Raw genomic sequence first — 12,023 nt, forward strand, 5'->3', positions numbered from 1 at the left:
ACTGGATGGAGACGCGCGTAGCGCCGCCCATTCAAGAAAACCGAGAGGAAATCATCCCCATGGCGTATGAGACGATCAAGTACGAGGTCGCCGAGCAAATCCTGACCATCACGCTGAACCGGCCCGACAAGCTCAACGCCTTCAACGCCACAATGCAGCAGGAGCTGATCGACGCGTTCGACAAAGCCGACAAGGACGACGACGTCAGGGCCATCATCGTCACCGGTGCCGGCCGCGGCTTCTGCGCCGGCGCCGATCTGTCGTCCGGCGCCAACACCTTCGACCGCGATGCGCGGCGCGGCCCGGTCAAGCGGCATGCCGACGGCAGCGTCGACTACAGTGATCCGCAGGTGCGTGACGGCGGCGGCCAGGTGACGCTGCGCATCTTCAAGTGCCTGAAGCCGGTGATCGCCGCGGTGAACGGTCCGGCGGTCGGCATCGGCGTCACCATGCAGCTTGCGATGGATATCCGCATTGCGTCGGACGCGGCGCGCTTCGGCTTCGTGTTCTCCCAGCGCGGCATCGTGCCGGAGGCCGCTTCGAGCTGGTTCCTGCCGCGCATCGTCGGCATCTCGCAGGCGCTGGAGTGGTGCTATTCCGGCCGCGTCTTCCCGGCGCAGGAAGCGCTCGCCGGCCGCCTCGTCAGCAAGGTGGTACCGCCGGACGACCTGCTGCCGACCGCGCGCGCGCTCGCCATGGAGTTCGCGGCCAAGACCGCGCCGGTGTCGGTGGCGCTGATCCGCCAGATGATGTGGCGGATGATGGGCGCCGACGATCCGATGGAGGCGCACAAGGTCGACAGCCGCGGCATCTATGCCCGCGGCCGCTCCGACGACGTCAAGGAAGGCGTGGTGTCGTTCCTGGAAAAGCGCCCCGCGCAGTTCAAGAACAAGGTGTCGTCTGATATGCCCGACTATTTCCCATGGTGGCAAGAGCGCGACTATAAGTGAGCGAACGGCGTCCCGCGGCGTCTCCATCCGACGGCGTCGTCCTGCTGCATGGCATCGGCAGGACGGCGCGCTCGTTTCGCCGGATGGAGCTGGCGCTTGATGATGCCGGCTTTGCTACCCTCAATCTCGACTATGACAGTCGGCGTAAGCCGCTCGATGCGCTGGCCGAAGACATCCATCCTGCGCTCGACCGGTTCGCGCACAGCCTCGATGGCGCCGTGCATTTCGTCTGCCATTCGATGGGCGGGCTCCTGGCTCGCGTCTATCTGGCACAACATCGCCCGGCCCGGCTCGGCCGCGTCGTGATGCTGGGCACGCCGAACGGCGGCAGCGAGATCGCCGACCGCCTGAAAAACCTCGCCGCCTATCGCGCCTTCTTCGGTCCGGCCGGCCAGCAGCTCGTCACCCGCCGCGATGCCGCGACCAGTGCGCTGCTGCCGGCGATCGATTACCCGACCGGCATCATCGCCGGCAACCGCTCGGTCTATCCGATCACATCCATCGGCCTGCCGCGACCGCATGACGGACGGGTGTCGGTCGCCAACACCCGGCTCGACGGCATGGCCGATCACATCGTGATCCGCACCTCGCATCCCTGGCTGGTGCGCAACGCGGACGCGATCGCGCAGACGGTTGCGTTTTTGCGGGAGGGGAAGTTCGAAAAAGCGTAGGGTGGATTAGCGAAGCGTAATCCACCGCTTCTCGGCAAAGCGCGGCGGGTTATGCTTTGCGGCTAACCCGCCCTACTTCATCTGGTCATCAGCGCCACACGCCCGATGGCCCTGCGCTCAATCAGCAGCCGCATCGCCTTCGCATAGTCCTCCAGCGGCAGCCGGTGTGAGATGTTTGGCCGCACCCGGCCGGCCTCGGCCCATTCGCTCAATGCCTTGAACCTGACCTCGCCGAGCGCGGGGTTCTTCCGCACCGCCTCACCGGCGCGGACGCCGAGCACGCTCGCGCCCTTGATCATCAACAGATTGGTGCGGGCAAGCCCGATGCCGCCGGTGAAGCCGACCACGAGAATCCGCGCCCCCCAGTTGATGCAGCGCATCGAGTTCTCGAACACCTCGCCGCCGACGGGATCGAACACGACGTCGGCGCCGCGGCCATCGGTGAGGCGCTTGACCGCGTCGCGGAACGGCTCGCGCGCATAGAGCACGAGATGATCCGCGCCGCGCGCCTTAGCGATCGCAAGCTTCTCCTCGCTGGAGGCTGCCGCGATCACGGTGGCGCCGAGCAGCTTGCCGATCTCGACCGCGGCAAGCCCGACGCCTCCGCCGGCACCGTGCACCAGCAGCACCTCGCCGGGCTGGATCTGCCCGCGATCGATCAGCGCGTGATACGCGGTGCCGTGCGCGGCAAGGAAGGTCGCGCCTTCGGCATAGTCGAAGGTCGACGGCACCGGCACGAGCTGCGACGGCACAGCAACCGTCTCATCGCAATAGGCGCCGAAGCGCATCTTGACGATCACCTTGTCGCCGACGGCGACGCCAGCGGCATCGTTGACCTCGACGACATCGCCGGCGGCTTCCGAGCCCGGCGTGAACGGCAGCGGCGGCTTGAGCTGGTACTCGCCGGCGGCCATCAGGATGTCGGGGAAATTGATCCCGGCGGCGCGGATCGCAACACGCACCTCGCCCGGCTTCAGCGGCACCGAGGCGAAGTTTTCCAGCTGCAGGCGCTCGGGCGGCCCGAGCTCGCGGCAAACAACGGCTTTCGGCATCAGGCAGCTCTCGCCTTGAGACGTGCCAGCGCCTCGCGGATCAGCGGCAGGCGGTCGTTGCCGAAATACATGTCGGTCTTGTCGAGATAGATCGTGGGCGAGCCGAAGCCGCCGCGCGCCATCACCTCCTCGGTGTTGGCCTTGAGCTGGTCCTTGATCGCCTGATCGCCGATGCCGGCAAGGAACTTTGCGGGATCGATCCCGACCTTGGTGCAGATCTCGGCCAACACCGCGTCCTGCGAGATGTCCTTGTCGTCGCCCCAATAGGCCTCGAACACGGCGCGCGCGAACGGCACCATCTTCTCGTTGCCGAGAAGGATGCAGCCGCGCATTGCCTTCACGCTGTTCACCGGGAATACGGTCGGCGGCATCTTGATCGCAAGGCCCACCGAGCGCGCCCAGTCGGCGAGATCCTTCTTCATGTAGCGCGCCTTCAGCGGCACCGGCGTCTCGCGCTGCGCGTAGACCGACGGATTGACGGTATTGAAGATGCCGCCGACCAGGATCGGCCGCCAGCTGATCGGAGCGTCGAACTCCTTCGCAAGCGGCTGGATGTTGTGCCAGGCCAGATAGGTCCACGGGCTGGAACAGTCGAAGAAGAATTCGATCATGGCGTTTTCCCTCAGAGTTTCATTCTTTCATTCTCGTCATTCCGGGGCGCGCCCCTTGGCGCGAGCCCGGAATCCATATTCACGATGGTGGTTATGGATTCCGGGCTCGCGACTACGTCGCGCCCCGGAATGACGACAATCATTTCCTCTCGACCAGCTCCTTCGCACGCTGGCCGAACATGTTCTTGCGTGATTCCTCGTCAAACGGTTCCTTGACGAATTTTCCGATCGCCAGCCCCGCCTGCAGCTGCGGGCGGGCGCGCACGGCCGCGTACCAGCGCTTGATGTTCGGGTAATCGTCGAGGGTAAAGCCCTGCGCCTTGTGGGTCATGGTCCAGGGGAAGCAGGCGATGTCGGCGATCGAATAGTCGTCGCCGGCGATGTAGGCACCGGTCTTGCCGAGCTGGCGATCGAGCACGCCGTAGAGCCGCGCCGTCTCGTCGCGGTAGCGCTGGATCCCATAGGGAATCTTCTCGGCCGCATAAAGCGCGAAATGGCCGTGCTGGCCGAGCATCGGCCCAAGGCCGCCCACCTGCCACATCACCCATTGGATGACATTCGACCGCGCACGCAGCTCCCGGGACAGGAAGCGGCCGGTCTTGTCGGCGAGATAGATCAGGATCGCGCCGGTCTCGAACACCGGGAACGGCCCGCCGCCATCGGCAGGCGCATGGTCGACGATCGCGGGGATGCGGTTGTTCGGGCTGATCGCCAGGAACTCGGGCCGAAACTGCTCGCCGGCGCGGATGTTCACCGGGATCACCTGATAGGGCAGCCCCAGTTCCTCCAGCATGATCGAGATCTTCCAGCCGTTCGGCGTCGGCGCGTAGTGCAGGTCGATCATCGGCGTCCTATTCCCCATCACAAAGACTTTTGTTGTTCTGTACCTCCACCTTAGGACATGGCACACAGGCGCTCAATCAGAACCCATCGGGAGGCACCCATGCTGTTTCCAACCACGATCGCAGGCTCCCTGCCGAAGCCGGAATGGCTCGCCGAACCGAACATGCTGTGGGCGCCCTGGAAGTCGGACGGCGCCGAGCTCGCCCGCGCCAAGCGCGATGCCACGGTGCTTGCGGTCAAGCTGCAGGAGGATGCCGGCGTCGACATCGTCACCGAGGGCGAGCAGGCGCGCCAGCACTTCGTGCACGGTTTTCTGGAGCGGATCGAGGGCATCGATTTTGCCCACAAGGTCGAGATGGGCATCCGCAAGGACCGCTACAAGGCGATGGTGCCGCAGGTGGTCGCGCCGCTGCAACTCAAGGGCCGTGTCCACGAAAGCGAGGCGCGCGCGGCACGCGCCCACACCAAAAACAGGCTGAAGTTCACCCTGCCCGGCCCGATGACGATCATCGATACCATCGCCGACCAATACTATGGCGACCGCGTGAAGATGGCCTTCGCCTTCGCCGAGCTATTGAACCAGGAAGCCAGGGCGTTGCAGGCCGACGGCGTTGACATGATCCAGTTCGATGAGCCCGCGTTCAATGTCTACATGGATGAGGTCCGCGACTGGGGCATCAAGGCGCTGGAGCGCGCCGCCGAGGGCCTGACCTGCGCCACGGCGGTTCACATCTGCTACGGCTACGGCATCAAGGCCAACACCGACTGGAAGCAGACGCTCGGCGGCGAGTGGCGGCAATATGAAGAGACTTTCCCGGTGATCGACAAGAGCACGATCCAGCAGGTCGCGATCGAATGTCGCAACTCGAAGGTGCCGATCGAGCTGCTCGCGGCGCTGCCCGGCAAGATCGTGCAGGCCGGCGTGATCGACGTCGCCAGCGACGAGGTCGAGACCGCCGAGGATGTCGTCAAGGTGATCGAGGCGGTCGCGAAATTCGTGCCGAAGGGCAACATCATCGCGACCACCAATTGCGGCATGGCCCCGATGCGGCGGGACATCGCCGAAGCCAAGCTGATTGCGCTCGGTGCGGGTGCAAAGCTGGCGCGACAACGGTTGGCGTAAGGGCAGCAGCGGCGGCTCAGCCCAAAGCAGTCGCCGCGCTCGGATGCAACACCGGCCAATAGCCGGCCTGAAACGCGCGGACAGTCGACGGCGGCGTCAGCAGCATCGCGGGACCGGTCACATCAGCCCGGTCGTAACCGGCGAACGACCAGCGCAACGTCTTGCCATTGGCGACAAGATAGCTTTCCCCGTTCGCCTGCACCATCGTGCCGTCGGGCAGTTCGTGCAGCTTGAGCGGCAACGGATGCAGCCGCTTCCTGCCGCGAGCGAGCCGCTCGGCATGCAGCATCGCATCCATCGCCTTGGCACTGAGATCGTTGACGCCGTTGCCGCTCTCCCAGGCCGTGCGAAACCGCTTGGCGTCATCGCGGCGGCAGTAGAAGCACGGCCGGTGCCCGGCTGCGAAGGCGGTCGCTTCATCAAGGAAGAACAGTTCGGTCCAGCTCTGCCGGCTCATCACCTTGCGCCGCCGTCCCCTGAACTCGCAGACACAGGTGAGCCACGCCGGCGACGACCAGCGCTTGTTCAAGAGCGTCCGCGTCGCCGGATCGTGGATGATGCCGCGATTGCCGGTGAAGGTGCCGCGATGTTCTGACGCGACGATGTCTCCGGTCGGGGTGACGCGGTTTTGCAGGGGCATGGCGAACCTTTAGCCACAACCGTCATTGCGAGGAGCGTCAGCGACGAAGCAATCCATGCATCCACGGGTGCGGCGCGATAGATTGCTTCGCTTCGCTCGCAATGACGGTCAAGTTACGCCGCCCCGTCGCGGATCGGCGGCTGGAACGACAGCGCGGTATCCCAGGGAAAGAAGATCCAGGTGTCCTGCGACACCTCGGTGATGTAGGTGTCGACCAGCGGCCGTCCCTTCGGCTTGGCGTAGACGGTTGCGAAATGCGCGTCGGGCAGCAGCTCGCGCACCAGCTTGCCGGTCTTGCCGGTATCGACGAGGTCGTCGACGATCAGAAGCCCCTTGCCGGTGCCGCCGCCGAGCTTGGCGGTTTGCTCCGAAATGCCCTTGAGCACTTTCAGATCGCCCTGCTTGTCATGGTCGTAGCTCGCGACGCAGACCGTATCGATGATCCGCAGCCCGAGTTCGCGCGCCACGATCGCGGCCGGCACCAGTCCGCCGCGGGTGATGGCGATCACCGCATGGAACGGGCCGACCTCGTTGAGCCGCCAGGTCAGCGCCCGGCAATCCCGGTGGAATTGATCCCACGAGACCGGGAACGGCCTGCCGGCCCGCTCCTGCGCACTCGGTTCAGAACTTCTCTCGACCATATCGTCTCAACCCGCTGCCGGCTTTTTCTGCGCGGCCTGCACCTGCTTCAGCATGTCCTTCACCGCGGCCATCGCAGCCGCGAGCTTCTCCGAATCGCGCGAGCGCACCACCAGATTGGTGTTCGGCTTCTGGTTCTCATCCTGGAACGGATAGCTGCCGATGATGGTGTCGGGATGGGCCTCCGCGATCGCCCGCAGCGGACCACCGATATCGCCTTCCCGCGCGTCAGCGCGGACAGAATCCGACAGCATCCGCTGGCCGGATTTCAAGGTCGGCGCCACGATGTCCATCATCGCCTGCATGATGGTGGGGATACCGGCCATCACGATGACATTGCCGAGCTTGAAGCCCGGCGCCAAGATGGTCGCGCTCTGGATCAGCTCGGCGCCGTCGGGCACCCGGGCCATCCGGAGCCGCGCCTCGTTGAGGTCCTGCTCGCTCCAGCGCTCCCTGAACCGCGCCACCACGTCAGGATGATGGTGGATCTCGACCCCGAATGCCTTCGCGACGCTGTCGGCGGTGATGTCGTCATGGGTCGGCCCGATGCCGCCGGTGGTGAACACGTAGTTGTATCTATGCCGCAGCGCATCAAGGGCGGCGATGATGTCGGCCTCGTCGTCGGCGACGACGCGGACCTCATTGAGGTCGATGCCGATATTGGTCAGGTATTCGGCGATGAAGCCGATGTTCTTGTCCTTGGTCCGGCCGGACAGGATCTCGTCGCCGATCACCAATATCCCCGCCGTGACAATCTCGCTCATGGTCTCATTCCCTAACTTGATCCCCTGACATTGCCGACCCAATGCCTTGATGTCACGAGGTTTTGCCGCCGAATTAAGCAGACCTCAGCCGGTTTTTCGGGCAGGCCTTCCGTCTCACCCTTAGCAAATGCCATAAGCCAATGCATATCGCGCTGGCCCGCCCCTTGCTACCATCCCATCAAGTCATGCACTGTGTCACATGGCTTGGGAGGGCAGTCAGGATATATGGCAGTCGCGTTCGATGAGATGAACGGCCTTGGCGAGGACCTTCGCCCGGCCTACCAGGAGCTTTCCCGCTGGCTCAAAGAGACGCCGCCGGATGCGCTCGAATATCGACGCCAGGAAGCGGAGCTCTTGTTCCGCCGGATCGGCATCACCTTCGCGGTCTATGGCGATACCGAAGCCCAGGAGCGGCTGATCCCGTTCGACGTCATTCCGCGCATCATGTCGGCGAACGAATGGACGCTGCTGGAGAAAGGCCTCAAGCAGCGCGTGCTCGCGCTCAACATGTTCCTCAAGGACATCTATCACGGCCGCGACATTCTGCGCGCCAACGTCATCCCCGAGGATTTGATCTTCCAGAACCCGGTGTTCCGTCCGGAGATGAACGGCCAGGACGTGCCGCACGACATCTACGTGCACATCGCCGGCATCGACATCATCCGCACCGATCCCGACAACTTCATCGTGCTGGAGGACAATGCACGGACGCCGTCCGGCGTCTCCTACATGCTGGAAAACCGCGAGATCATGATGCGGCTGTTTCCGGACCTGTTCGCGCGGCACCGCGTCGCGCCGGTCGAGCGCTATCCTGACGAGCTGTTGTCGGCGCTGCGCTCGGTGGCGCCGCACAGCGCCTCCGCCGAGCCGACGGTGGCGCTGATGACGCCCGGCGTCTACAACTCCGCCTATTACGAGCACTCGTTCCTGGCCGACAAGCTCGGCATCGAGCTGGTCGAGGGGCGCGACCTCATCGTCAAGAACGACGAGGTGTTCATGCGCACCACCGAGGGGCTGAAGCGGGTCGACGTGATCTACCGTCGCGTCGACGACGATTTCCTCGACCCTCTCACCTTCCGCCCGGATTCCGCGCTCGGCGTTCCCGGGCTGATGTCGGCCTATGCGGCCGGCAACATCACGCTTGCCAACGCGGTCGGCACCGGCATCGCCGACGACAAGGCGATCTATTCCTACATGCCCGACATCGTGAAGTTCTACCTCAGCGAGGAGCCGATCCTGAAGAACGTGCAGACCTGGCGCTGCCGCGAAGCGCAGGATCTGTCCTACGTGCTCGACAACCTCGCCGACCTCGTCGTCAAGGAGGTGCACGGCTCGGGCGGCTACGGCATGCTGATCGGCCCGGCCGCCACCAAGGCCACCATCGAGGCGTTCCGCGACAAGCTCAAGCGCGAGCCCGAAGGCTTCATTGCCCAGCCGACGCTGGCGCTGTCGACCTGCCCGACCTGCACCGACAAGGGTCTGGCGCCGCGCCATGTCGACCTTCGCCCGTTCGTGCTGACCGGCAGCAGCCAGACCACCATCGTGCCCGGCGGGCTGACCCGCGTCGCGCTGAAGGAAGGCTCGCTCGTGGTCAATTCGAGCCAGGGCGGCGGCACCAAGGACACCTGGATTCTAAGCGAGTAGTTGAAGCATGCTGTCGCGCACCGCCGAAAATCTGTTCTGGCTCGCCCGTTACGTCGAACGTGCCGAATATCTGGCGCGCACGATCGACGCCACGCTGCGCGTCACCGCGCTGCCCGCGGCCTATATCGGCAAGACCAATGAGTGGGATTCCGCGCTGCTCACCGCCGGCGTCGGCGCGAGCTTCTACGATCACTACCCGGAAGCCAACCAGCAGAACGTCGTCGAATATCTCTCCTTCTCGTCGGAGAACCCCTCCTCGATCAAGAACTGCATCGAGGCAGCCCGGCTCAATTCACGCTCGGTGCGCACCGCGCTGACCTCGGAAATGTGGGACACGATCAATTCGGCCTGGATTGAGTTGCAGGCGGTGTGGGGCAAGGGCGGGACCGGCAGCCGCGAGGAATTGGCCAAATTCCTGCGCTTCGTGCAGGAGACCTCGCTGCGCTTCGACGGCTCAGCCTACCGCACCATGCTGCGCAACGACGCCTATTGGTTCTCGCGGCTCGGGGTGCATCTCGAGCGCGCCGACAACACCGCGCGCATTCTCGACGTGAAGTATCACATGCTGCTGCCCGAAGAGGAGCATGTCGGCGGCCCGCTGGATTACTACCAGTGGACCTCGATCCTGCGCTCGGTGTCGGCAACGACCGCCTATCACTGGGTCTACCGGGAAACCCTGAAGCCCTGGCTGATCGCCGACCTGCTGATCCTCAACGACACGCTGCCGCGGTCGCTCGCCAGCTGCTACAGCAACCTCGTGCGCAATCTGGACCAGATCGGCGTCGCCTATGGCCGCCAGGGCGCCGCCCAGCGCCACGCCCGCGGCATCAGGAACCGGCTCGAGCACAGCCATATGGACGACATCTTCCAGCACGGCGTGCACGAGTTCATCCAGGAATTCATCGCGGACAACTCACGGCTCGGTGAGATCGTCACCAAGCAGTACCTGATTTGACCGGTTTTGACGCAAAATCCCGTCATGACCGGGCTTGACCCGGCCATCCACGTCTTGCTTTGAAGGACGATAAGGGCGAAAGACGAACGCTAGGAGCATCTGGCGAGGACGCGCTTCGCGCTTTTGCTCTGATATAACGATCCCGACTGTGTTGGTCGACCATGCGCCTGCGGATAGCCCACACCACCACCTATCGCTACGAGCCGGCGGCCTCGGGCGTGATCCAGATCCTGCGGATGACGCCGGGCAGCCATGACGGCCAGTACGTCGCGGATTGGCAGATCGACGTCTCGACCGATTCCCGGCTCGACACCCATGAGGACGCTTTCGGCAACGTCACCCACGTGCTGACCCACGGCGCGATCAGCGACCTCACCATCCATTGCGAAGGCCTGGTCGAGACTCAGGACACCGGCGGCGTGCTGCGCGGTAGCGACGAGCGGTTTCCGCCGAGCCTGTTCCTGCGGCCCACACCGCTGACCGACCTCAACCCGGCCATGACCGCCTCCGTGCGCGAGCTGCGGGCGGCGGCCGGCGCGGACGTGCTCGGCTTCTTGCACGCGCAGATGGCGCAGATTTACGAGCACATGACGTTTGACGAGGATCCAACCAACAGCGCCACCTCGGCCTCCGAGGCGTTCGCGCTGAAGCGCGGCGTCTGCCAGGATTACGCGCATATCCTGATCGCGTGCGCGCGCGCCGGCGGCGTGCCGGCGCGGTTCGTCTCCGGCCACTTCCTGCGCTCCGACGGCATGGTCAACCAGCAGGCCGGTCATGCCTGGGCCGAGGCGTTCGTGCCCAATCTCGGCTGGGTCGGCTTCGACGCCGCCAACGGCATTTGCACCACCGACGCTCATGCCCGCGTCGCGATCGGCCTCGACTATCTCGGCGCCGCCCCGGTCCGCGGCACCCGCTATGGCGGCGGCAGCGAGACGCTGTCGGTCGCGGTCAAGGTCGATCAGGCCGGGCGCCCCGGACAATGGCAGAGCCAGACGCAGTCGTAGCTGCTAGTCCGATTAGCGAGACACACCATGGCCACCGTAAAACTGCTGTCCGACGATGAACTCTCGCCGGAGGCGCGCGCCGTCTTCGATGACATCCGCACGACGCGAAAGTCGGACTTCGTCAACAATTTCTGGCGCGCGCTGGCGCATGATCCGAAGACCTTGCGGCGAACCTGGGAGAGCATCAAGGAGGTGATGGCGCCGGGAGCGCTGGATCCGAAGGTCAAGGAAATGCTCTACGTTGCGGTCTCGGTGGCCCATGGCTGCAGCTACTGCATTCATTCGCACACCGCGAGCGCCCGCGCCAAGGGCATGACCGAGGCCGAATATCTGGAAATGCTGGCGATCGTCGGCATGGCCGCCGAGACCAACCGGCTGGTCACGGCGCTCGGCGTGCCGGTGGACGAGGCGTTCCTCGTCGATGCACCGGATGCGTAGGCTGGACGCTTTGCTTTGCCTGCCCTCATCCTGTCATTCCGGGGCGCCACTGCGTTTGCGATCACAACGCGGGGAGCCCTCTTTCTCCAGCAAATGACATGGCGTAATCTGCACCGAGCTGCCCTTTGAGACGGGACGGGCCGACGTCGCCGTTTGACGGAACAGGCAGCGGTCAGGCCGTCGGCAGGCATCGCAGTCTGAAAGCAGCGCCTGCCTTATGGGGCGCTCCCTCAATTTCAACATGAAGCACGTTGGCCTGCCGCGCGCGCGGCAGACAAGGGCAGTGCGTAACCCTTGGAGGACGACATGGCGACATTCATAGTGAGGATCGACTGGACCGACCAGGGAATTCGTAATGTCAAGGAAGCTCCCAAGCGCAGCCGAGCGGCGAAAGAACTCGCCAAGACGCTCGGTGTCGAAATCAAGGAGGTCTATCTCACCTCCGGCGAGCATGACATCCTTCTCCTCGCCGAAGCGCCTCTCGGCGACAACATCACGAAACTCGCGCTCGCGCTCAGTTCTCAGGGAAACATACGGACCTGCACCTCACGGGCCTGGCCCGAGGCCGAGTGGACCAAGCTGATATCCGAGCTTCCGTAGCGGCTTCGGATGTCCCGATGCATCCCTGCGCGGCCTTGACCGACGGGTGCCGTCGCGATCGTGACACCCGACGGTCGGCGCGGGTACTC

General features: G+C 64.6%; 14 protein-coding genes. 8 read left to right on the plus strand and 6 right to left on the minus strand.

Annotated features, from left to right (window positions below; all coding sequences use genetic code 11):
• The first annotated feature begins 59 nt into the window (after positions 1-59).
• Both G6P99_RS29740 and G6P99_RS29745 read left to right on the plus strand, forming a co-directional pair.
• Entirely contained in the window at positions 60-950 is an 891-nt protein-coding gene (locus G6P99_RS29740; RefSeq protein ID WP_029081546.1) for a crotonase/enoyl-CoA hydratase family protein, read from the plus strand.
• A complete protein-coding gene (locus G6P99_RS29745) occupies positions 947-1,621 on the plus strand; it encodes an esterase/lipase family protein (RefSeq protein WP_029081547.1) in 675 nt (224 codons plus the stop codon). Before G6P99_RS29740 ends, G6P99_RS29745 begins: the two co-directional genes overlap by 4 nt.
• A gap of 77 nt (positions 1,622-1,698) precedes the next feature.
• Here G6P99_RS29745 and G6P99_RS29750 read toward each other — a convergent pair whose 3' ends face one another.
• The 3 genes from G6P99_RS29750 to G6P99_RS29760 form a co-directional block, all read right to left on the minus strand.
• Positions 1,699-2,673 carry an NADPH:quinone oxidoreductase family protein gene (locus tag G6P99_RS29750; RefSeq protein ID WP_165124400.1) on the minus strand — a complete coding sequence of 325 codons (975 nt, stop codon included), beginning with the start codon at positions 2,671-2,673 and terminating at the stop codon, positions 1,699-1,701.
• The gene (locus G6P99_RS29755) at positions 2,673-3,284 is read right to left on the minus strand and encodes a 2-hydroxychromene-2-carboxylate isomerase (protein WP_029081549.1); all 612 of its coding nucleotides are present in this window, start codon (positions 3,282-3,284) and stop codon (positions 2,673-2,675) included. Before G6P99_RS29755 ends, G6P99_RS29750 begins: the two co-directional genes overlap by 1 nt.
• Before the next feature lie 139 nt (positions 3,285-3,423).
• Complete coding sequence (locus G6P99_RS29760; RefSeq protein WP_029081550.1) at positions 3,424-4,128, minus strand: glutathione binding-like protein; 705 nt, start codon at positions 4,126-4,128, stop codon at positions 3,424-3,426.
• 99 nt (positions 4,129-4,227) lie between these two features.
• Here G6P99_RS29760 and G6P99_RS29765 point away from each other — a divergent pair, with 99 nt between their 5' ends.
• Positions 4,228-5,250 carry a methionine synthase gene (locus G6P99_RS29765; protein WP_035976962.1) on the plus strand — a complete coding sequence of 341 codons (1,023 nt, stop codon included), beginning with the start codon at positions 4,228-4,230 and terminating at the stop codon, positions 5,248-5,250.
• Positions 5,251-5,266: 16 nt separating this feature from the next.
• Here G6P99_RS29765 and G6P99_RS29770 read toward each other — a convergent pair whose 3' ends face one another.
• The 3 genes from G6P99_RS29770 to G6P99_RS29780 all read right to left on the minus strand — a co-directional run bounded on the left by G6P99_RS29770 (position 5,267) and on the right by G6P99_RS29780 (position 7,293).
• Positions 5,267-5,890 carry a hypothetical protein gene (locus G6P99_RS29770; protein ID WP_029081552.1) on the minus strand — a complete coding sequence of 208 codons (624 nt, stop codon included), beginning with the start codon at positions 5,888-5,890 and terminating at the stop codon, positions 5,267-5,269.
• 113 nt (positions 5,891-6,003) lie between these two features.
• The gene (gene gpt, locus G6P99_RS29775; RefSeq protein ID WP_029081553.1) at positions 6,004-6,531 is read right to left on the minus strand and encodes a xanthine phosphoribosyltransferase; all 528 of its coding nucleotides are present in this window, start codon (positions 6,529-6,531) and stop codon (positions 6,004-6,006) included.
• Positions 6,532-6,537: 6 nt separating this feature from the next.
• On the minus strand, positions 6,538-7,293 hold the full coding sequence (locus G6P99_RS29780) for a competence/damage-inducible protein A (protein ID WP_165124403.1): 756 nt from the start codon (positions 7,291-7,293) through the stop codon (positions 6,538-6,540).
• Between the two features lie 225 nt (positions 7,294-7,518).
• Between G6P99_RS29780 and G6P99_RS29785 the strand changes: the two genes are divergently transcribed.
• The 5 genes from G6P99_RS29785 to G6P99_RS29805 all read left to right on the plus strand — a co-directional run bounded on the left by G6P99_RS29785 (position 7,519) and on the right by G6P99_RS29805 (position 11,934).
• Positions 7,519-8,937 (plus strand): circularly permuted type 2 ATP-grasp protein, encoded by a 1,419-nt coding sequence (locus tag G6P99_RS29785; RefSeq protein ID WP_029081555.1) that lies wholly within the window; start codon positions 7,519-7,521, stop codon positions 8,935-8,937.
• 7 nt (positions 8,938-8,944) lie between these two features.
• Positions 8,945-9,892: an alpha-E domain-containing protein gene (locus G6P99_RS29790; protein ID WP_029081556.1), complete on the plus strand. Its 948-nt coding sequence runs from the start codon at positions 8,945-8,947 to the stop codon at positions 9,890-9,892.
• A 161-nt stretch (positions 9,893-10,053) separates the two neighbouring features.
• Positions 10,054-10,896, plus strand: a complete 843-nt coding sequence (locus G6P99_RS29795; protein WP_029081557.1) for a transglutaminase family protein — start codon at positions 10,054-10,056, stop codon at positions 10,894-10,896.
• A gap of 27 nt (positions 10,897-10,923) precedes the next feature.
• Positions 10,924-11,334 carry a carboxymuconolactone decarboxylase family protein gene (locus G6P99_RS29800; RefSeq protein WP_029081558.1) on the plus strand — a complete coding sequence of 137 codons (411 nt, stop codon included), beginning with the start codon at positions 10,924-10,926 and terminating at the stop codon, positions 11,332-11,334.
• Between the two features lie 306 nt (positions 11,335-11,640).
• Positions 11,641-11,934 carry a GYD domain-containing protein gene (locus tag G6P99_RS29805; RefSeq protein WP_029081559.1) on the plus strand — a complete coding sequence of 98 codons (294 nt, stop codon included), beginning with the start codon at positions 11,641-11,643 and terminating at the stop codon, positions 11,932-11,934.
• The last annotated feature ends 89 nt before the right edge of the window (positions 11,935-12,023 follow it).

Origin of the sequence: Bradyrhizobium sp. 6(2017) (assembly GCF_011058295.2) — a bacterium.
Taxonomy (GTDB): Bacteria; Pseudomonadota; Alphaproteobacteria; order Rhizobiales; family Xanthobacteraceae; genus Bradyrhizobium; species Bradyrhizobium septentrionale.

What these genes read in the sequence shown, in the direction of transcription:
- G6P99_RS29780 (WP_165124403.1), bottom strand. Translation starts at nt 7,293, where the DNA reads ATGAGCGAGATTGTCACGGCGGGGATATTGGTGATCGGCGACGAGATC.
- G6P99_RS29785 (WP_029081555.1), top strand. Translation starts at nt 7,519, where the DNA reads ATGGCAGTCGCGTTCGATGAGATGAACGGCCTTGGCGAGGACCTTCGC.
- G6P99_RS29755 (WP_029081549.1), bottom strand. Translation starts at nt 3,284, where the DNA reads ATGATCGAATTCTTCTTCGACTGTTCCAGCCCGTGGACCTATCTGGCC.
- G6P99_RS29770 (WP_029081552.1), bottom strand. Translation starts at nt 5,890, where the DNA reads ATGCCCCTGCAAAACCGCGTCACCCCGACCGGAGACATCGTCGCGTCA.
- G6P99_RS29765 (WP_035976962.1), top strand. Translation starts at nt 4,228, where the DNA reads ATGCTGTTTCCAACCACGATCGCAGGCTCCCTGCCGAAGCCGGAATGG.
- gpt (WP_029081553.1), bottom strand. Translation starts at nt 6,531, where the DNA reads ATGGTCGAGAGAAGTTCTGAACCGAGTGCGCAGGAGCGGGCCGGCAGG.
- G6P99_RS29805 (WP_029081559.1), top strand. Translation starts at nt 11,641, where the DNA reads ATGGCGACATTCATAGTGAGGATCGACTGGACCGACCAGGGAATTCGT.
- G6P99_RS29740 (WP_029081546.1), top strand. Translation starts at nt 60, where the DNA reads ATGGCGTATGAGACGATCAAGTACGAGGTCGCCGAGCAAATCCTGACC.
- G6P99_RS29795 (WP_029081557.1), top strand. Translation starts at nt 10,054, where the DNA reads ATGCGCCTGCGGATAGCCCACACCACCACCTATCGCTACGAGCCGGCG.
- G6P99_RS29760 (WP_029081550.1), bottom strand. Translation starts at nt 4,128, where the DNA reads ATGATCGACCTGCACTACGCGCCGACGCCGAACGGCTGGAAGATCTCG.
- G6P99_RS29750 (WP_165124400.1), bottom strand. Translation starts at nt 2,673, where the DNA reads ATGCCGAAAGCCGTTGTTTGCCGCGAGCTCGGGCCGCCCGAGCGCCTG.
- G6P99_RS29800 (WP_029081558.1), top strand. Translation starts at nt 10,924, where the DNA reads ATGGCCACCGTAAAACTGCTGTCCGACGATGAACTCTCGCCGGAGGCG.
- G6P99_RS29790 (WP_029081556.1), top strand. Translation starts at nt 8,945, where the DNA reads ATGCTGTCGCGCACCGCCGAAAATCTGTTCTGGCTCGCCCGTTACGTC.